General features: G+C 44.5%; 16 protein-coding genes, 1 rRNA gene and 1 pseudogene. 4 read left to right on the top strand and 14 right to left on the bottom strand.

Going from position 1 to position 18512, the window contains the following annotated elements:
• Positions 1-280, bottom strand: a 16S ribosomal RNA gene (locus A3I5_RS0104150); the annotation flags it as partial.
• A gap of 311 nt (positions 281-591) precedes the next feature.
• On the opposite strand from A3I5_RS0104150, the pseudogene A3I5_RS11600 reads away from it, so the two are divergent.
• Positions 592-1501 (top strand): annotated as a pseudogene (locus A3I5_RS11600) (IS30 family transposase).
• Between the two features lie 91 nt (positions 1502-1592).
• Here A3I5_RS11600 and rpsO read toward each other — a convergent pair.
• Positions 1593-1862: a 30S ribosomal protein S15 gene (gene rpsO / locus A3I5_RS0104140; RefSeq protein ID WP_018373363.1), complete on the bottom strand. Its 270-nt coding sequence runs from the start codon at positions 1860-1862 to the stop codon at positions 1593-1595.
• Between the two features lie 204 nt (positions 1863-2066).
• On the opposite strand from rpsO, the gene A3I5_RS0104135 reads away from it, so the two are divergent.
• A complete protein-coding gene (locus A3I5_RS0104135) occupies positions 2067-2363 on the top strand; it encodes a DUF4298 domain-containing protein (RefSeq protein ID WP_018373362.1) in 297 nt (98 codons plus the stop codon).
• 304 nt (positions 2364-2667) lie between these two features.
• On the opposite strand, the gene A3I5_RS0104130 is transcribed toward A3I5_RS0104135, so the two are convergent.
• Positions 2668-3825, bottom strand: a complete 1158-nt coding sequence (locus tag A3I5_RS0104130; RefSeq protein ID WP_018373361.1) for an MFS transporter — start codon at positions 3823-3825, stop codon at positions 2668-2670.
• Between the two features lie 855 nt (positions 3826-4680).
• Here A3I5_RS0104130 and def point away from each other — a divergent pair.
• Positions 4681-5295, top strand: a complete 615-nt coding sequence (gene def, locus A3I5_RS0104115; protein ID WP_018373358.1) for a peptide deformylase — start codon at positions 4681-4683, stop codon at positions 5293-5295.
• Between the two features lie 226 nt (positions 5296-5521).
• Here the strand turns inward: def and A3I5_RS11595 are convergent, their stop codons facing one another.
• The 5 genes from A3I5_RS11595 to A3I5_RS0104090 form a co-directional block, all read right to left on the bottom strand.
• Positions 5522-5710: a PH domain-containing protein gene (locus A3I5_RS11595; RefSeq protein ID WP_408640761.1), complete on the bottom strand. Its 189-nt coding sequence runs from the start codon at positions 5708-5710 to the stop codon at positions 5522-5524.
• A gap of 128 nt (positions 5711-5838) precedes the next feature.
• Positions 5839-6177 (bottom strand): ATP cone domain-containing protein, encoded by a 339-nt coding sequence (locus A3I5_RS0104105; protein WP_018373356.1) that lies wholly within the window; start codon positions 6175-6177, stop codon positions 5839-5841.
• A gap of 177 nt (positions 6178-6354) precedes the next feature.
• Positions 6355-7101: a copper homeostasis protein CutC gene (locus tag A3I5_RS0104100; protein WP_018373355.1), complete on the bottom strand. Its 747-nt coding sequence runs from the start codon at positions 7099-7101 to the stop codon at positions 6355-6357.
• Positions 7098-7775, bottom strand: coding sequence for a LemA family protein (locus tag A3I5_RS0104095; protein ID WP_018373354.1), 678 nt, complete (start codon positions 7773-7775; stop codon positions 7098-7100). Before A3I5_RS0104095 ends, A3I5_RS0104100 begins: the two co-directional genes overlap by 4 nt.
• A gap of 33 nt (positions 7776-7808) precedes the next feature.
• Positions 7809-12209, bottom strand: a complete 4401-nt coding sequence (locus A3I5_RS0104090; protein WP_018373353.1) for a PolC-type DNA polymerase III — start codon at positions 12207-12209, stop codon at positions 7809-7811.
• Between the two features lie 266 nt (positions 12210-12475).
• Between A3I5_RS0104090 and A3I5_RS0104085 the strand changes: the two genes are divergently transcribed.
• Positions 12476-13297, top strand: a complete 822-nt coding sequence (locus tag A3I5_RS0104085) for a MurR/RpiR family transcriptional regulator (RefSeq protein WP_018373352.1) — start codon at positions 12476-12478, stop codon at positions 13295-13297.
• A gap of 14 nt (positions 13298-13311) precedes the next feature.
• Here the strand turns inward: A3I5_RS0104085 and A3I5_RS0104080 are convergent, their stop codons facing one another.
• The 6 genes from A3I5_RS0104080 to A3I5_RS0104050 all read right to left on the bottom strand — a co-directional run bounded on the left by A3I5_RS0104080 (position 13312) and on the right by A3I5_RS0104050 (position 18502).
• On the bottom strand, positions 13312-13926 hold the full coding sequence (locus tag A3I5_RS0104080) for a DUF2812 domain-containing protein (RefSeq protein WP_018373351.1): 615 nt from the start codon (positions 13924-13926) through the stop codon (positions 13312-13314).
• Positions 13927-13936: 10 nt separating this feature from the next.
• On the bottom strand, positions 13937-14248 hold the full coding sequence (locus A3I5_RS0104075) for a PadR family transcriptional regulator (RefSeq protein ID WP_018373350.1): 312 nt from the start codon (positions 14246-14248) through the stop codon (positions 13937-13939).
• Between the two features lie 130 nt (positions 14249-14378).
• Positions 14379-15350, bottom strand: a complete 972-nt coding sequence (locus tag A3I5_RS0104070) for an alpha/beta fold hydrolase (protein WP_018373349.1) — start codon at positions 15348-15350, stop codon at positions 14379-14381.
• Positions 15351-16253, bottom strand: coding sequence for an ROK family protein (locus A3I5_RS0104065; protein WP_018373348.1), 903 nt, complete (start codon positions 16251-16253; stop codon positions 15351-15353). It lies immediately after the preceding gene.
• Positions 16254-16273: 20 nt separating this feature from the next.
• The gene (locus A3I5_RS0104060) at positions 16274-17191 is read right to left on the bottom strand and encodes a dihydrodipicolinate synthase family protein (RefSeq protein WP_018373347.1); all 918 of its coding nucleotides are present in this window, start codon (positions 17189-17191) and stop codon (positions 16274-16276) included.
• Between the two features lie 204 nt (positions 17192-17395).
• Positions 17396-18502: a Gfo/Idh/MocA family protein gene (locus A3I5_RS0104050; protein ID WP_018373345.1), complete on the bottom strand. Its 1107-nt coding sequence runs from the start codon at positions 18500-18502 to the stop codon at positions 17396-17398.
• Positions 18503-18512 lie beyond the last annotated feature (10 nt).

The following is an 18512-nucleotide window of genomic DNA, read 5'->3' as shown; positions in this document are numbered from 1 at the left end:
GTTACCCTACCAACTAGCTAATACAACGCAGGTCCATCTGGTAGTGAAGCAGTTGCTTCTTTTAAGCTCCTAACATGTGTTAGACCCTCTTATGCGGTATTAGCTATCGTTTCCAATAGTTATCCCCCGCTACCAGGCAGGTTACCTACGCGTTACTCACCCGTTCGCGACTCTTCCTTCTTGGTGAGTGCAAACACTCGGTAAGAAGGAAGCGTTCCACTTGCATGTATTAGGCACGCCGCCAGCGTTCGTCCTGAGCCAGGATCAAACTCTCATTTAAATTTGTTTGTCCGGCCAAGCTCTCTGGCTTTTCCGTTTATTGTTTTTTTGACGGATTTAATTGCTTAAATCCACCCTGCACGTTTGGTTCGTCTTATTTAGTTCTCAATGGTCTTATGCGTCCCGCTCTCGAGACAACTATCTTAGTATATCACCTACTTTTTTTCTTGTCAACACTTTTTGCTTATCTTTTTTTATTTTTTTCCAATTGGTTAAATCTGAAAGGCCTAAAATGAAGTTAGACACCTGAAACAAACGTCGCAGAGAGATATCAATGTAATCGACCAAAACAACAATTAGAAAGACTCTGAGATGCAAAACTATTATACACCAAAAAGGAAAACAGTTAACACTAGCTGACCGTAGAAAGATTGAACGTTGGCGTCAAGAAGGACAGTCCAATCGTGAGATCCCAGGAGATTAGAGAAAGTTAGTCTAGGAAAAAGTGCTAAAGAAGATTCAAAAAGGCCTATTCAGCCGACAGAGCACAGATGACCTATGAAGAAAGCCGAAAGCGCTCCATTAAACAGCCCTCCCTAACTAAGGAATTTAAGGAAAAGATTGTTCACTATATTAAGCAGAAATACCCGCCTGAAATGATGATCAAGTCTGGTAAGGTAAAAGCCACTATCTATTACTGGATTCATCACAGGGTCATCTAGGAATTGGGAAAGAGGCACTGCTTTATCCTGGAAAAGCGAAAGCTAAGAAGAAACAATCTAGTCCTAACCTTAAGCTAACTGGAAAGTCTATTGAGGAGCGGCCAGAGAGTATCAATAAGCGTGAGAAGGTAGGGGATTTTGAGATTGACACGCTTATTCAAACACGAGCTAAAAACGAGTGTTTACTGACCCTAACCGACAGAAAAAGCCGTTATCAAATCATTCGGCTAATTCCTGATAAGTCTGCCTCTTCCGTCAATCAAGCCTTGAGAACCATTCTACGAGAGTATCAGATCCACTCTATCACGGCTGACAACGGGACGGAGTTCGGTCGGTTATCTGATGTTTTTGATCCTGAGCACATTTACTATGCCCACCCTTATGCTTCTTGGGAGAGAGGAACCAATGAGAATCATAACAGACTGATTCGACGTTGGCTGCCCAAGGGAAGCAAGAATGCGACCCAAAAACAGGTCGCATTCATTGAAAATTGGATAAATAACTATCCTAAGAAAGTATTGGATTACAAAGCTCTCAGAGAAATGTTACACGCTGGCTAAGTTGGACTTGAATTTTGGCTTCGTAACTTCCCTAAAGGTAAAGAGTATAAAAAGCCTTGCCAACTCGCAAAGCTTTTTATCTTTATTAACATTAACGACGAAGTCCGAGTGAGTTAATCAGTTCACGGTAACGGTTAACGTCTGTCTTACGCAAGTATGCCAAGAGGTTACGACGGCGACCGATTTTCTTCATCAAACCGCGGTAAGTAGCGTGGTCTTTTTTGTGTTGTTTAATATGGTCGTTAAGGTGGTTGATCTCCCAAGTAAGGACAGCAACTTGAACCTCTACTGAACCTGTGTCACCTTCGTGACGTGCATATTGTGCAATGATTTCATTTTTTTTCTCTTTTGAGATTGCCATGAGTTTGTTCTCCTTTTTGTTTACTACTTTATCCGAGTGATAGGTTGGCAGCCTATAACCAAGAAAAAGTTCTGCCGCTCAAGACGACACCTAGTATTCTAGCAATATTTGCCTTTTTTGTCAAATGCTTCTGCTCTGAATTCTTCTTGACCTCTCCTCATCTTTCCCTTACAATAAAATAAAGATCAGAAAGCAGGTGATTTGATGGAACAATGGAAACGTATTAAGGAAATGGGTGAGCATTACAATGTCAGTCTTGCGCAGTTAGATGAAATGAAAGCACAACTTCATCTCTTGAAGGCTAGCAAGAATAGCTACAATACCTTATTGGACTATTATGATCAGGACTGGATGGCGGACTACGATGCTTCGAATCTCCCAAACTTCCCAGCCGAAGCAAATCATGCTATTCTTAGCGAGGATTCCATTTACAATTTGATTGGGGATTATCGGTCCTTAGCAATTGAGATGATAGAAGCTGGGCTCAGCTATTTGAAGTAGGGAAATAAAAGAGCATTTCTTCCTCATCTGTAAAGCATATCATCGCTAAAGATTACGTCTAAAAACAGCTCCCTCTTAGTTGGTCAGACCATCACTGTATCTGCTTCAGCAAACGAGGATACGCTTATTTTCCTGTTGCAAAATTGGTAAATTGAAAAGCATGAATGCTAGTTACTCCAAAAGCAAACATTAACAAAGATGGCATTCGTCCGCTTCTGGTTTCAACAGTTTATCTCTAAACGTTTTTTCAGAGGTCTCGTAAAGGTCCTCTTTTTGCTATAAAATCCATTAAGCAAAATTATTTTTATCCTCTTCTCTCCTTTGACTTTAGCAGCAAAACACCTCCTAATAGGATGCCTAGAATAGCATAAATACCAAAAGCTCCGCTTGAATGCTGGTTGAGTTTTTCCAAGATGGGCGGAACCAAAGACGATGTCGCACCACCCAAATTGCAACCTACCAGAACAACTGTCATGACTGTATTTAATAGGTGCTTGGGCGTCTTTTCAGAGGCCTTGTTGAAGACGACAGTCAGGATAATACTGTAGAAGAAGCCTGAAATCACTGCACTAAGAGATAACAAGACAAGGCTGGTAGACAGGCTCGTCAGTAAGATACAGGTCGAAAAAATCAGGACAGATAGTCCCAGCAATCGATCTTTTAACTGTCCAATCAAACTACCAAAGGCGATACCTGCTAAAATCCCCATTAACATCATAGCGCTGAGGATCAAGCTAGCCTGCTGGGCTGTTCCTAGACCAGACACTTGCACAATCGTAGGGATTTTTAGTGTCAGAGCGGAGTTGACATTAATGACAAAAAAGGCGATAAAGGCTAATCCTAGTGCCTGACGCCATTGCTCAGCAGAAAGATTACCTTTGGGTAGCGACGCTTCCGCTACTTTTGACGGCGAATCCTGAGGTACATAGAGTAGATAAAGCACCAAAATAATGAGAGCTAAAGGGTAGATAGCAAAGACTTTATGCCAGCCAAAGGCCAGCAAACCACCAACCAAGGCAGTCAAGCTGGCTGAGCCAAGCACTTCCATAGACCCCCGCCAGCCCATCATTTGTAGGCGCTCCTTGCCAACATAGTGGGTGCTGACGATATTGATGGCGCGCGCGTTAATCATGCCAAGGCCAATACCTAGTAGAATCCGACCTGCAAAAATCACAGGATAAAGCTGAGTCAATAAAGGCAAACCGCCACCAATCGCGACTAAAATGAGACCTAGGCTAATAATCTGCCGTTCCGTCAAAACGCGCATATAAAGTGGATTGAGGAAGAGGCTAGCCATAATCGCAAAGGAAGTTACTGTGATGAGGAATTCAACCTGTTGAGGCTGGTAACCAGTGTGTCCAAAATGGCTAATCATAGCCGGAATAGCTGGTGAGACGGCAAAGGTTGAGACCAACATGAGCGACAGGGAGAGAATACTAATTTTTTCGAGTAGACGTTGCATGGTTTTCCTAACATTTGTTTTTCTAATGCTTTAGATTATACAGGAATTCACCGTAAAACACAAAGGAACCCCAAAAATCTCTATTGCTTAGACCGTTGGTCAGTGATTGAAGTCATCTTTGCACAGGCCTCTTTCATAAAAGTCTTAAAAACACGACCTACTGATGGAACAAAGGCATGAAGAAAAATTGCCCTGCTTTTTCTAAAATGGATGAGCATATTTTGAAACAGCGAAGAGGCTGGGCAAGACAACCATGATGGCTTTGCCCTCACCCTCAAAGCATGTAACCGTTGAAGATTACGTATAAAAAGGCCAATCTCACCTCTCATCGTTTGCGTAAACATCTCAGCGCAGTGGTTGGGAGTAAGACTTGTTAGCCATGCCAACTTAGTCTTACCCCTGCACAGGTCATTAGGTGCTTTAGCGCCAATGAACCACTGCTGATTAGGCTCTAATACATGGATAATCAACTTTTAGAACCTACGAAGGAGGTGAATGAGAAGCCAATCAGCTACTGCGATTAACGTTTACTGTTGGAAAGGGCAAGACGAGGGTCCTTTCGGTTTGAACCAGTGTTACCACCGTAACTTTGCAGGGGTGGGAAAACGAACTCTTTTTTGATTGCTCGAGTTCTTTCCCACTTCCTCTCAAGAAAATTTCCTCTTTCCAGTCATTTATGCTGATTTTCTAGCGAAAGTATGAAGTTAAAAAATACTAACAGACATGTATTTTCAATCTCTTTTCGATGATTGATTTTTTCATGTGTTTGATAGGTGTGAAGACAAGTTCTAAACTTTTCAACCCTTTTTTTTGTGATATAATAAAGTTAAGAATTTTTACAAGACTGGAGAAACTATGACTGTTATTGAAAAACTAACGCGCGCGAGCCATCTGATTGATATGGATGACATTATCCGCGAAGGAAATCCAACCTTGCGCCAAGTGGCTGAGGAGGTGGAACTTCCGCTGACTGATCAGGATATTATCCTAGGCGAAAAGATGATGCAGTTCCTCAAGCATTCTCAGGATCCTGTCATGGCTGAAAAATTGGGCTTACGCGGTGGTGTCGGTATCGCTGCTCCACAGCTGGACATCTCAAAGCGCATCATTGCTTGCTTGGTACCGAACCCAGAAGATGAAGAAGGCAATCCACCAGCGCAAGCTTATTCTCTTGAAGCCATCATGTACAACCCTAAAATCGTTGCCCACTCCATTCAAGAGGCTGCACTAGCAAATGGCGAAGGCTGCCTATCTGTCGATCGTGAGGTCGAAGGTTACGTTGTGCGCAATAGTCGCGTAACGGTAGAGTACATTGATAAAAATGGTGATAAGCAGCGCCTCAAACTCAAAAGCTACAACGCTATCGTTGTTCAGCACGAAATCGACCATATCAATGGGATCATGTTCTACGACCGCATTAACCAAGACAATCCCTTTGCTGTTAAGGAAGGCATGCTGCTTATCGAGTAAGAGACATTAAGACAAACGAACGAGGCTGAGCAAAAAATGCCCAGCCTCGTTTCTTTTTGATAGTTTGAACAGTTTGACGCAAGGGTAAGACTGAGTTGGCATAGCCAACAAATCCTACTCCCAACCTTTCGGGGGTGAGAGCCAAATAATCAATCCAGTGGCTTATTTTAGTCCGAACTTAGAAATAAAAGAGTGAGGCTAGTCGATTTCATTGAAATCACGACTTCTACCTCACTTCTTTTTTGTTTATTTCAAAAGAGATCAGTTTGATTTTAAGGTGACCAGATCTCGTCCAAAGTTCCACTTCAGCATTGAAATCCAAGGTTCCAGCATTTTCTGTGGACCACCTGTTGATGGATGAATAGGGTAATGAGTAAATCTCAATCTTCTTACCTAAACCTTGACCATCACACACAATGAGCTGCTTATTAGTAAAAATGGCCGCTGTCTCGTGTAATTTTAGAATATGAGATAGGGCACTCTGATACAAATGTCCACTGTAATAACGGTCATTCTGCCGTGCAAAATCCCCTCTAAAATCATCTACCGCAACTGGTCGAAACGTAAATGTACAGCATATTGGTCATCAAACCCGATGCGTTCCAGATCACGCTGGAGGCGGTATTCAATGTAGTGCTGAGCAATTTTAAAGAAACCTGCGTCTAGCAGTCGATACTCTACCTGAGACTGGACCATGCTGATGGTTGGGCGTTCTGCCTGTGCCTCGCTCAAGTCCAACACTACTTTCTTAGTCACTTCAGCTAAGTCATGGCGCAACTTTTCATCAAGGACATAAACAGTCTGAGCTGCCTTTAAAATGGCTTGGTAAATCTTATCGGGATCAAAGTCCACAACCTGTCCACTGCGTTTGGTAATCTGCATAGGCACCTCCATCAAAAACGTTTTCTTTTCTTATATTATCTCCGTTTTTCAAGAATTTGTCAACCGTCAAAGACGCATAAGGTCAAGTTTTCACAGCATTTCCATGATTGCTTTGGAAAATAGCTGAGCAGGAAATCACCCTATCACACGAGGTGCGTCTAGTTAGCAAGCATCTCACTACTCCTCATCTTGTCCTGCCGACAGGGTCTTTTTCAAGGCTAGGATTTTTTCCTCAGAAACACTATCATAGGCATTTGGCTGTCCATAGCTGTAATCCACGGTGTGGCCTGAACTGGTCGGGTCTATTTGCCAAGTCTTAAAGCTAGCATGGACTTGGCGAATGCCTGTTTTCTCAACCAGATCGCGCACATTGGTCTCATTGATTCCAGCTCCCATACAGAAATCCATTTGCTGACCATATTTGGTCTGAAGCTGAGCTAAAATTTCCCAGCCTTCTGGGGCTGTCGCTGCCTGACCTGAGGTCAAAATCCTGTCACAGCTAAGTGCGATCAGCTGCTCTGCTATTTCCCAAACATCCGAAGCCACATCAAAGGCGCGGTGAAAGACGAAGTCAGCGCCGTAGCTATGGGCCAGGGCAATCATCTCAGACACAAAGGGTTGATCCAGCTGACCATCGGAGGTCAGAGCGCCAAGGGCGAGGCCGTCCGCACCTGCTTCAAGCAAAAACTTGGCCTCTAGGCGCATAACTTCTTTTTCAGTCTTTGAGTAGCAAAAGCCTGCCCCACGAGGGCGAACCATGCAGATAATGGGTAAATCCACCTGAGCTTTAGCCAGCTTAAGTGTTGCTAAACTCGGGGTCAAACCGCCCAAGTGTAGGGCTTGGTTGAGCTCAATACGATCCGCACCTGCAGCCTGAGCTGCCACGCAATCGCTTAGTGAACCTGCGCAAACTTCGATTATCATAGGCCTAACATCTCATCTGTAAATTCCTCAGCAGACTGCGATAGCTGATAATAAGGTTTATCTTTCAGTTTTAGCAACTTTGCAAATAAGCTAATCGGTAGCTGGTGGATGGCTGAATTATAGGTTTCAACCGTTGTATTGTAGTCTACCCTACTCTGTGCTAATTGATTTTCGGTATCAAAGATAGCGTTCAGTAATTTTTCGATATTTTCATTCATCCGTAATTGTGGCATGCTTTTCAAAAACTGACCAAACTCTTGTGATGTTTCAATTTGTTTACCTTTCAGAGGGTGAGTAGCTTCTTTACGACTAGTCGTGCTCTGGGCTTGCATCACATCAACAATGGCTTCTTTTTCTTTATTCTGATGTTTTTCAACAAGGCGATTTGCTTGATTCAGCAGCTTTTTATTTCGCTCTTCGACAATCTCAATATTGCTCTTGAAGGCATCGACTCTCTGCTCCAAGTGACGCGTTTTGTTGTAGTGAAGCGAGAAAGATAGAATGATCGCTGTCAACACGCCAAATACAAAGGATGCTCCTTGGAAAGGCTCTATAGCTATGTCACTTTCTTCTGGTGTTATAGTAAATGAGAAGATAAGTACCCAGACCAAGGTTGCTAGAATAATAATTCCCAGTAATTTTAAAAGATACATTAATACGCTTTGTTGCTTCATTCTTTTTCCTAACTTACTTATAATATTTAGTTCTTAAAACAGATCGTCAAAGAGACTGAGCTGGTTATCTTCAGGCATGTTGCCCAGAATTCCCATATCATCCATCTTTTCAACTAGGGTTGAAGACACACCACCACGTTTGCGGAGTTCCGTTTTTGAGAGGAATTCTCCCTCGCTGCGCGCTTGAACAATTTGTCTGGCAACGTTGTCTCCGAGACCGTCCATAGCAGAAAATGGTGGAATTAAAGTATCTCCTTCAATTAAAAACTCGGTCGCATCGCTCTTGTAAAGGTCAAGTTTACCGAATTTAAAGCCCCGCTCCAGCATTTCATTGACAATTTCAAGGGTGGTGTAAAGGTCATTTTCTACATTCGACGCCATGTTATTTTTCTTTTTCTCTGCAATCTCAGCAAGTTTAGCCTTGACGCGAGCAAGGCCTCCTGACATGATCGCTAAATCAAAAGCTTTGGCACGAATGGAGAAGTAGGCACAGTAGTAATAGATGGGATGGTGCACCTTGAAATAAGCCACCCTCAGGGCCATCATCACATAGGCCGCCGCATGGGCTTTAGGGAACATGTACTTGATTTTTCCACAAGATTCGATATACCAGTCAGGTACATTGTTGGCTCGCATGGCATCAATGTAGCCATTACGCTCTTCTTCGGAAATCTTAAGCCACATGCCTTTACGCACCCGCTCCATGATATTGAAGGCCATCTTCGGTTCAAGACCAGCGTGCATGAGATAAACCATAATGTCGTCCCGACAGCCGATAACTGTTGATAGGTCGGCAATGCCAGCGCGAATCAAATCCTGAGCATTTCCCAGCCAAACATCGGTACCGTGAGACAAACCTGATAATTGCAAGAGTTCTGCAAAAGTAGTCGGATGAGTCTCTTCAACCATACCCCGAACGAAATTGGTCCCAAATTCTGGAATCCCCAGCATGCCTGTCGGAGTTCCGATTTGCTCAGGAGTCACTCCAAGAATATCGGTTCCTGAAAAAAGAGCCATCACTCCAGGATCATCGGCTGGAATGGTATTGGGATCAATCCCTGAGAGGTCTTGGAGTTTGCGAACCATGGTCGGATCATCATGCCCCAGAACGTCAAGTTTGAGAATATTTTCGTCAATATCGTGGAAGTTAAAGTGAGTCGTTTGCCATTCTGCTGAAGTATCATCAGCAGGGTACTGAATCGGCGTGAAGTCATAGACATCCATATAGTCTGGAATAACGACAATCCCGCCTGGGTGCTGGCCAGTTGTCCGCTTGACCCCAGCAGCACCTGCCGCTAAGCGCTCCACCTCCACATCGCGGTAGAATTTCCCATAGTCTCGCTCATAACCACGAACAAAACCATAGGCTGTCTTATCCGCTACCGTACCAACGGTTCCAGCACGAAAGGCGTAGTCAGCTCCAAAAATATCACGGACATCCAAGTGAGCACTGGGTTGGTCATCACCTGAGAAGTTCAAGTCAATATCAGGAACCTTGTCCCCATCAAAGCCTAGGAAGGTCTCAAAAGGAATGTCCTGCCCATCTTTTTTCAGGCGCGTTCCACATTTCGGACAGTCCTTGTTGGGCATGTCAAAGCCTGAACCATAGGTCCCATCTGTGATAAACTCTGAATACTGGCAATCAGGACAATAATAATGAGGAGACAACGGATTGACCTCGGTAATCCCAATCATGGTAGCCACGAAACTAGAACCAACAGAGCCCCGTGATCCAACCAAGTAACCTCGCTCGTTGGAGCGATGCACCAGCATCTGAGACGCTAGATAGATCACAGCAAAACCATTCCCCAAGATCGAGGACAGCTCTTTTTCAATCCGTAGGTCAACAATGTCTGGCAAAGGATTGCCATAAAGTTCAAAGGCCTTTTCATAAGTCATCTCAGCGACCCGCTCCTCCGCACGCTCAATAAATGGCGTGTAAAGGTCACTCTTGACCACCTGAACAGTTTCAAAACGCTCAGCCATGGCCTGAGTATTGGTCACGACCAGCTCATAGGCCAAATCTTTGCCTAGGAAGGCAAACTCGTCCAACATTTCATTAGTCGTGCGGAAATGCGCCTTGGGCAAAGGAGCTGGTTGGGCATTTTCTCCGTGACCGATATTACGGTTAATCATCGCTCCCTGACCGAGACTGCGCACAATAATCTCGCGATAAATTTCCTGCTCAGGATCCAGATAATGGAGATTTCCTGTTGCAAGAACAGGCATATCCAGCTGCTTGCCGACTTCAATCATGGCCTTGATGATTTCCTGAATCTCGGTCTCGTCCTTAACCTGTTCACGAGCAATCAAGGGCGCATAGATAGCTGGTGGCATGACCTCGATGAAGTCATAGTAACGCGCCACCTTGGTCGCCTCGTCAATCCCTTTAGACATCACCGCATCAAACAGTTCCCCATCTGAGCAGGCTGTCCCTAAAAGCAAACCTTCTCGGTGAGCATCAAGAATCGTCCGCGGAATCCGTGGCACTCCTTCAAAATACTTAGTGTTGGACAGACTGACCAACTTGAACATATTTTTGAGACCAACCTGATTTTGAACATAAATGGTTGTGTGCTTAACCCGAGCTTTCTTGTAAGAATCCGCCGCAATCAGCTGGGTATTGAGCTGGTTAAGGTTGGTCAGATGATGCTTTTCAGCCGCCTCGCGCAAGAAGATAAAGAGTAAGCGCCCTGTAGCTTCCGCATCGTAGTTGGCCATGTGATGGTGCTCCAAGGATACGCCAAAACGCTTGGTCAAAGGCCCTAGACCATGGCGCTTATACTCTGGATAAAGATTACGAGCCAGCTCCAGCGTATCGATAACTGGCTGACTGATTTCGGGCAAGCCATGGCGCTGGTAATTGACATTCATGAAGCCCACATCAAAGCTAGCATTGTGGGCAACCAGAACCGTTCCGTCACAAAAATCATGAAAGGCTTTGAGGACAGTTTCTAGCGGACGAGCGTTCTTGACATGCTCATCAGTAATTCCCGTCAAATCCGTCGTAAAGGCGGACAATGGATGGCCAGGGTTGATAAATTCGTCAAACTCAGCGATGACATTGCCCTTGTACATCTTGGATGCTGCAATCTGAATCAGGTCATTGTAGATCGCTGAAAGCCCTGTCGTCTCCACGTCAAAAACCACATAAGTCGCTTCAGACAGAGTGACATCAGCTTCGTTGTAAGCAATGGGAACACTGTCCTCAACGATATTAGCTTCCATACCATAGATCAGCTTGATACCACGCTTCTTGGCTTGCTTATAGCCGTGTGGGAAGGACTGAACATTGCCGTGATCTGTGATGGCCAGAGCCGTATGCCCCCAATCAGCTGCGCGATCAACCAGATCCTCCACCGTTGGCAAAGCGTCCATAGTTGACATATTGGTATGAGCGTGAAACTCAACTCGCTTCTCCCCGTCAGGCATAAGGTCCTTTCGGCCAGGCTTGGTCACTGCCATGATGTCTTGGACGTTCATGTTAAGATCGTTCGTAAAAGGGTTGAGACTGATATTGCCCCGTACGCGAAGCCAGGCGCCTTTTTTGATCATGTCAAACTTCTGAGCTTCTTCTTCGTTCTTGGCCCATTTTTGCAAGGCAAAAGACGAGGTATAGTCCGTCATTTTAAAATTAATCAAGCAACGACCAGTCCGAGTAACCTTGGTTTCCACCGCAAATACCAGCCCCTCAAAGACTAGACGGTTTTCCTCAGTCGTCACATCCACCATAGGCGTGATATCAGCCTTGTCCAACTTGGCATTGGACTTGCGGATCTTGGCTGCCTCTCCAAAGTCGAAGGCTGGTTTAGTCTCTGGCTGGGCCTGAGGCGCTTGCTTGTCCAAGGAAGCTAGAGCATTGAGCGCTTCTTCATTGGCCGCTTGGACAATCTGGTCATTCTTGGCCACATAGTCCGCCTGCTGGGTCTGGGTCATTTCCTCACAGACATCCAGAGCTACACGAACTGCACCAAACCCAAAACGCTCCATCTGACGCTCTAGATTTGGCAGGTGATTTTTCTGAAAATGGGGATTGCTAATGGTTTCAGGCCCCTTGATCGTCAGGGTTCCCTCTGTCAAACCGACCTCAAGATGCTGAAAGACTGATTTAAAACCGATACTCTGGCATAATTCTTCCGAAAAAGCTTGACGGTAATAGTCTTGCACCAAATCAGAAGCTGTGAGGAGATCCTTGACCTTAATGTCAAAGCTGACACGATTGCCCAATGCTTCAAAGGTGGCCACAAGTCCATGCTTAAGGGCTTGGTAGCTAGCGATCGGCAGAAGCTGGTCAAAGGTAAAGTGAAACTCCCAGTGCTTACTGAGCTTGTGCAACTGGACAGAAGTAATTTCAGCACCCGAAAACGCACTCGATTCTTGCAAATCCAGCGGTAAATTAATCTGAGCCATCAGCAATTTAAAGGTATTTGACATAGCCAACTCCTAAGTGTTTCTACTCGTCGAAAATCAACAACCATGAAGAAAAGTAACCTTGTTAGATTTAAGTTTTCATCATATGAATCGCTCCTCTATTCTACCACAAATAGAGTCTGTTTTCGAGTTGGAGAACACGATAATACCTATTTCATAGGCTAGATTCCGCATTCACATAGGGAACTCGCTCCCGTGCCATCATCCCTGTTAGCGCTTTTATAAAAATATGATATAATAGCCCTAGAAGGGTTTTCGAGGATAAGATTATGACCAAATCGGCGAACATTATTGCCACAATTGAGAAACATATGCTTGCTATGACTGAGGTTGAGGCTCGCATTGCCCAGTATTTCATCGATCAAGCCTTGATCGCAGACGACCTCTCCTCCCAACATGTGGCAGAAGAACTTCATGTCTCGCAGGCTACTCTGACCCGTTTTTCAAAAAAATGTGGTTTCCAAGGCTATCGGGCCTTTGTCTTTGAGTATCTCAATTCACGAGAGTCTGTAGAACAGTCCTTTCAGCAGGTGCAAAGCCCGCTGACCAAGCGTGTTCTCTTGGACTATGAAGACATCACCCGACAGAGCCACCAACTGATTGACGAAGACCAATTGCAACGCATTGCTCAACTCATCGAAGATGCTGATCGGGTGTATTTCTTTGGTCAAGGCAGCTCTGGTCTTGTCGCCAGAGAAATGAAACTTCGACTCATGCGGCTGGGGGTTATCTGCGAAGCCCTGACAGAGCAAGACAGCTTTACTTGGACTATCAGTATCCTAGAACCCAACTGTTTGGTTATTGGCTTTAGCCTATCTGGGCAAACTGCAACCGTGATGAACAGTCTCAAAGCTGCTCAGGACAAGGGTGCTAAGACCGTTCTCTTTAGCAGTCGGGCTGCCTACTACCATGACGAGTTTACAGAGGCTGTTCCCTTGGCTGCTGTCCGCCAACTGGACTACGGTAAACGAATCTCCCCACAGTTTCCCATGCTCTTTCTGCTCGATATCCTCTACGCCTTTTTCCTCGAAATCAATCGTGAGAAAAAAGAAGCCATCTTCAACGACTATACCTTTCCACCGAAAAATTAAGAGGCCTGAATCGTTCAGGTCTCGTTTTTGATAATCTTAGATAATTTAATATATCGATAGAAATAGAAAAAAGTACTTCCCACAAAAAAGTAAAACGGTAAAATTCTTAACAGAGCAAACGGAAGCTCAAATAAAACCGCTTTCCACAAGAGATTCTTAGGCATCTGCCAAATGCCTTGTGTCAAAAACCATCGTGAAGGAACAAAATAATCTGCCAAACCAACCCCTTTGTAACTAAGCATGATACTGACATAAAAGAAGCTAATAAACGCTGCTGACAGGGCCATATCAAGGATTCTTTTCTGCATAGCAAGACGTGATTCCTTATCTGAGAAGATTTCTTCATCACTCGTATCAGCTTTTTGTTTGAAATACTGCTGTCCCCCAAATAAACCTCCTGCCACGCTCTCCCAACCCGCATCATCAAAGAAGGCCTGATATTGTTTTAAACGCTTTGTTGTATAAAACTCCCAATAATCAATTCTGACTTTCTTGGGATTATTGGACGGTTCAAAATCATAACAAAACAACCACGGAACAACCTTGACCAATTGATAACCTTGAGACTGAACGTCATTGATCCAGACTTCTTCTTGACTTGGATCAGCAAATAAGTTGTATTTTCTCATTGTATTCTCCCTAAAATCCTAAATCTTGAGCCAAACGGCTGAGCTGTCGAATACGAGCAGTTTCTAATGCCACCATCTCTCGTCCTGTAACTGTAGTTTGATAAACTTTACGACGCTTATCCTCACTAGGAACTGCTTTGATCCACTTAAGCTTGAGCAGATTTTCAATGGCTCCGTACATGGTACCAGCCGCAATCCTGACATCCCCACCACTCAGTTCCTCCACTATCTGCATGACAACATAGCCATGAGCCGGCTTCATCAAAGCCAGCAAAATATAGTAAGTCGTCTCCGTTAGGGGCAAGTGCTTGTTACGCTTCATCTATTTCTCCATTATATCGTCAAAATATATAGTTAAACTATACAATAATTATACATCATCAAACTATACATGTCAACTGTATAGCTGTTTTTATTAAAAAACAAAACCAGCACTTGGCTGGTTTCACTTGTTATGACATTCCCAAAACGCTCGTCCCGAAGAGTTTGTCAAAGACGTAATCGTTGACCTTGACATGAAGTCCATCGTGGCCGTAGTCTGGGAGAAGTTTGATGTCCTTATCGCAGGTCAAACGGTTGTAAATAGCAAACTGGGTTGATGGTGGACAGATAATGTCATTCAAGCCTGTCACCATATGAACGGGACACTGAATCCGATGAGCTAGATTTTTGACATCAATGTAGCCCAGTGTATGAAGAAATTCGTCTTCCGTCTCATGGAAAGGATCCGAGAAGCGGAAATAACGAAACAGTTCATTGTAAGGCTCGTTGACGTCATTGAGCTCCATAACACGCTTGAAATCTGACAAGAACGGGTAAATAGATACCACGCGCTTGATGCGTGTATTGAGAGCAGCTGCCACCAAAGCCAAGGCTCCGCCTTGCGAGGCCCCATAGCTGTAGAGTTTATCGCTATTGACAAAGTCTAGACCAGCCACAATCTCAATCAGTTGGTAAACGTCCATATAAATATCCTTGTAAAAGAGGTGTTCCGGACCCTCTACTGCGCCGCGGATAACCTGCCCCTTGACAGTCATGCCATCAAACTGCCCCTGATCCGTCGAACGACCAGCCTGACCACGCACATCCATGCATACCACACCATAACCTGCTGCGACAAACTTGAGATTTTCCGTCCAATCAGGACTCTGACCTTGATAGCCATGGAAGTAAAAGAGCACAGGCACTGGCTTATCAGACTTTGGAAAAGCACACTTGGAAAAGATACGCGAGCCATTAGCCGCTGTAAACGTCAGAGCGTAAAACCGAGCATTGGGCACCTTGAAGTCCTGCTCAATCAACTCAAACTCTGGCAGGTTTCTATGGGAGGTAAGCTGCCTCTCCCAAAACTGATCAAAATCTTCAGGCACCTCTTGGCGGCCACGATAGGTCTGCATGGCCTCCAAAGACATGGTATCAAACATTTACACTTCTCCTCTTCTAAGCTTTTGCTGATTGTGGAAATGGTAGTAAGCTCCAAACATGCCTGCCGTATTCTGATGTTGGGCAAAGGTCAATGTCGTTTTCTCAGCTAAACTTGACACCAAATACTTGTTAAGAGCAGCTTGCAAGAGAGGTTTTAAAATCGCTTCCTGAGCCATAATACCGCCGCCCAGCACGACCTTTTCAGGATTGGCCACATAGCAGATATTAGCAATGCCTTGGGCCAGATAGTCTACCATCCGTTCAATGCCTGCCATGCAGTCGCTATTTCCCTCGGTCGCCTCCGTAAAGACGCGCAGGCCATTCCACTGCTCGAAAGACTCCCCGTGCTGGTCAGCCACATACTGAACGAGAGCTGTCGTTGAAGCTAAATCCTGAAAGGCACCATCCTTAAGCTGCATGTAGCCCACTTCACAGGCCGAATTGCTAAAGCCGTGGAAGACCTGACCCTCGATGACCAGACAACCCCCGATCCCTGTGCCGATGGTCAAGCAAACTGCCACAGGACTCCCTTGAGCACTGCCAGACCTAACCTCTGCCAGGCCTGCACAATTAACATCATTTTCTATCTCGCAGGGAATACCAAAAGCCTCTTCCAGATCTTTTTTAAAAGTTGTTCCAGCGTAGTTTGGAATCTGTGGGCCCGAGTAAAAAATCTCACCCTTGTCAGGATCAACCATACCAGCTGAGGAAATACAAATCCCAGCCAAATCATGCTTGGCCTTGTAATCGGAAACAATTTCTTTGACTTTAGCCATGATTCCCGGTCCACCCAGATGCGCCTCCGTTGGCATTTCACGGCCTTCCAGTAAGGTCTCCGTCTCATCTATCAGGCCATACTTGATACTGGTTCCTCCAATGTCAATGGCAACATAAGTTTTCATTCAACACCTCCTCATAAAAGCTAGCAAAAACGCTTCTTGGCCTCACGAATCAGGCGGGCAGCTTCTGCTACGACGGAAGCATCTTCCTCGCTGACTGGCATCAAAGGCTCACGTACAGAACCCAACTCCAAGCCTTCATTGATTTTGAGGACGGCTTTGATAATACCGTACATATTGCCACGCGCTGAAGCCATATGACCAATGATGTGGTTAATCGCGTACTGTAACTCGCGAGCCGTACTCAGCTCTTTGTCTGCAATCAAGCTATCCAGCTTTAGGAAGAGTTCTGGCATAGCGCCATATGTACCTCCAATACCACCAGTTGCGCCCATCAGACGACCACCAAGGAACTGCTCATCCGGACCATTAAAGACCACATGATCCTCGCCACCAAGGGAAGCAAAGATCTCAATATCCTGAACAGGCATGGACGAATTTTTTACCCCGATCACACGCTCATTATGGAGCATTTCACGGTAGAGGGTTGGCGTGAGAGCAACGCCAACGAGCTGCGGGATATTGTAAATGATAAAGTCCGTATTTGGAGCTGCCGCGCTGATGTCGTTCCAGTATTTGGCAATGGAGTGTTCTGGCAAGCGGAAATAGATCGGCGGAATAGCTGCAATCGCATCAACCCCAAGGCTTTCTGCATGCTTAGCCAGCTCAATACTGTCACGGGTGCTATTGCAAGCCACATGGTTGATGATGGTCAGCTTGCCCTTGGCAACCTTCATAACATTTTCCAAAACGACCTTACGATCCTCGACGCTCTGGTAAATACATTCGCCAGACGAACCGTTAGTATAGAGCCCCTTGACTCCCTTATCAATGAAAAATTGGGTCAAGGCTTGAACACGCTCAGGGCTGATATTGCCCTCGTCGTCATAACAGGCGTAAAATGCAGGAATAATCCCATGGTATTTGGTTAAATCGGTCATGATAGTCCTTCTTTTCTTTGAGATACAATACTCTCGTATTATCAAATATTATGCTAAGTCAGATTTTGATAACATTTGGTTGGCAATAGAGCTATACGGATTAGATGACATACTCATTAATCAAGAGTTATCTTTTTGGAGGAAATACTTGATACTCTTACAATTCGTAAGTACAGTAACCCTATAATATTGTTTAAAAGTTAATTATTTACTAACAATCTCGGATAATTTAACTTTCCTATCTTCATTAATAGACAGAGTACATGCATCTGCAGTTGCGATTGCCTCCAAAGCCGCTTCACCAGTCAGCAATTTCTTAAACTCCTCTGTTACTGGTTCTCCTTGCATAATAGCATGAAGATACTGCATTTCCTTATCAATAATCGAAGCTAACCACATTGGAGTACGCTTACCTGGCTTACCGTAAGCAATTGCACCGTCCATTTCTGTACTATGGTAGATGCGCGTACGGTCATCATCTTCTTCCTGAGATTCATGCACTAAGAAATAAGTTTCCTTGCCATCAACTTTAAGGGTTCCCTTACAGTTGAACATATCGATTTTTATGGCACCCTTTGTTCCTTGAATAAGAACATAATGCTCTCCCCAGCGATAAGCAGAACCCCACTCTAGCAAAGCAAATCTTTTACCTGGAAATTCCATGTTAACAAAGATCATATCATCTTCATCACCAAAATTTTCTCCTTCATGAGCAACATTTCCACCTGTCATTGTCACCGTCTCAGGTAGTCCTCCCATCAAAAATTGCACACAGTCCAATTCATGGATATGGTGATAAAGATGACCACCTGATTTTTCACGAATTTTTTTCCAAGATACAGACGGTTGCATTTCCTCCCAGCCGTTGCGCGCTGTATGACAGAAGAGAATGTCACCAATAACACCTTCATTAATCAATTCCTTAGCATGATGCACACCATTAAAGAAATTCATGATATGACCAGCCATAAAAGTCACTCCGTATTCTTTACAAGCATCTACCATTTCACGGCAGTCCTGATACGAAAGTGCAATTGGCTTTTCGCAAAAAACATGCTTTCCGTTTTGTGCAGCCTTAATGACTGGTTCTTTATGAAGATAATTAGGAGATGCAACAATGACACAGTCAACATCTTCACAAGCTACCAACTCATCAATAGAGGAAGCAACCCTAGCTCCCAGTTCTTCAGCTACAGCTTCAGCATTTTCTGGATCATATACGACAGTGATTTCGGCACCATCATTTTTTTGCATATAGCGAGCTAATTCTGCTCCAAAGTAACCTGTTCCTACAACACCATATTTAACCATAATTATAATT

It is taken from the genome of Streptococcus merionis DSM 19192 (assembly GCF_000380085.1).
In the GTDB taxonomy this organism is placed as follows: domain Bacteria; phylum Bacillota; class Bacilli; order Lactobacillales; family Streptococcaceae; genus Streptococcus; species Streptococcus merionis.
This window is presented reverse-complemented; position numbering and strand designations above follow the sequence as displayed.

Bases quoted from the DNA above. Each gene is read 5' to 3' on its own strand.
- A3I5_RS0104060 (WP_018373347.1), bottom strand. From the start codon at position 17,191: ATGACCGATTTAACCAAATACCATGGGATTATTCCTGCATTTTACGCC.
- A3I5_RS0104070 (WP_018373349.1), bottom strand. From the start codon at position 15,350: ATGTTTGATACCATGTCTTTGGAGGCCATGCAGACCTATCGTGGCCGC.
- A3I5_RS0104135 (WP_018373362.1), top strand. From the start codon at position 2,067: ATGGAACAATGGAAACGTATTAAGGAAATGGGTGAGCATTACAATGTC.
- A3I5_RS0104130 (WP_018373361.1), bottom strand. From the start codon at position 3,825: ATGCAACGTCTACTCGAAAAAATTAGTATTCTCTCCCTGTCGCTCATG.
- rpsO (WP_018373363.1), bottom strand. From the start codon at position 1,862: ATGGCAATCTCAAAAGAGAAAAAAAATGAAATCATTGCACAATATGCA.
- A3I5_RS0104090 (WP_018373353.1), bottom strand. From the start codon at position 12,209: ATGTCAAATACCTTTAAATTGCTGATGGCTCAGATTAATTTACCGCTG.
- A3I5_RS0104075 (WP_018373350.1), bottom strand. From the start codon at position 14,248: ATGAAGCGTAACAAGCACTTGCCCCTAACGGAGACGACTTACTATATT.
- A3I5_RS0104100 (WP_018373355.1), bottom strand. From the start codon at position 7,101: ATGATAATCGAAGTTTGCGCAGGTTCACTAAGCGATTGCGTGGCAGCT.
- A3I5_RS0104065 (WP_018373348.1), bottom strand. From the start codon at position 16,253: ATGAAAACTTATGTTGCCATTGACATTGGAGGAACCAGTATCAAGTAT.
- A3I5_RS0104050 (WP_018373345.1), bottom strand. From the start codon at position 18,502: ATGGTTAAATATGGTGTTGTAGGAACAGGTTACTTTGGAGCAGAATTA.
- A3I5_RS0104095 (WP_018373354.1), bottom strand. From the start codon at position 7,775: ATGAAGCAACAAAGCGTATTAATGTATCTTTTAAAATTACTGGGAATT.
- A3I5_RS0104085 (WP_018373352.1), top strand. From the start codon at position 12,476: ATGACCAAATCGGCGAACATTATTGCCACAATTGAGAAACATATGCTT.
- A3I5_RS0104080 (WP_018373351.1), bottom strand. From the start codon at position 13,926: ATGAGAAAATACAACTTATTTGCTGATCCAAGTCAAGAAGAAGTCTGG.
- def (WP_018373358.1), top strand. From the start codon at position 4,681: ATGACTGTTATTGAAAAACTAACGCGCGCGAGCCATCTGATTGATATG.
- A3I5_RS0104105 (WP_018373356.1), bottom strand. From the start codon at position 6,177: ATGCAGATTACCAAACGCAGTGGACAGGTTGTGGACTTTGATCCCGAT.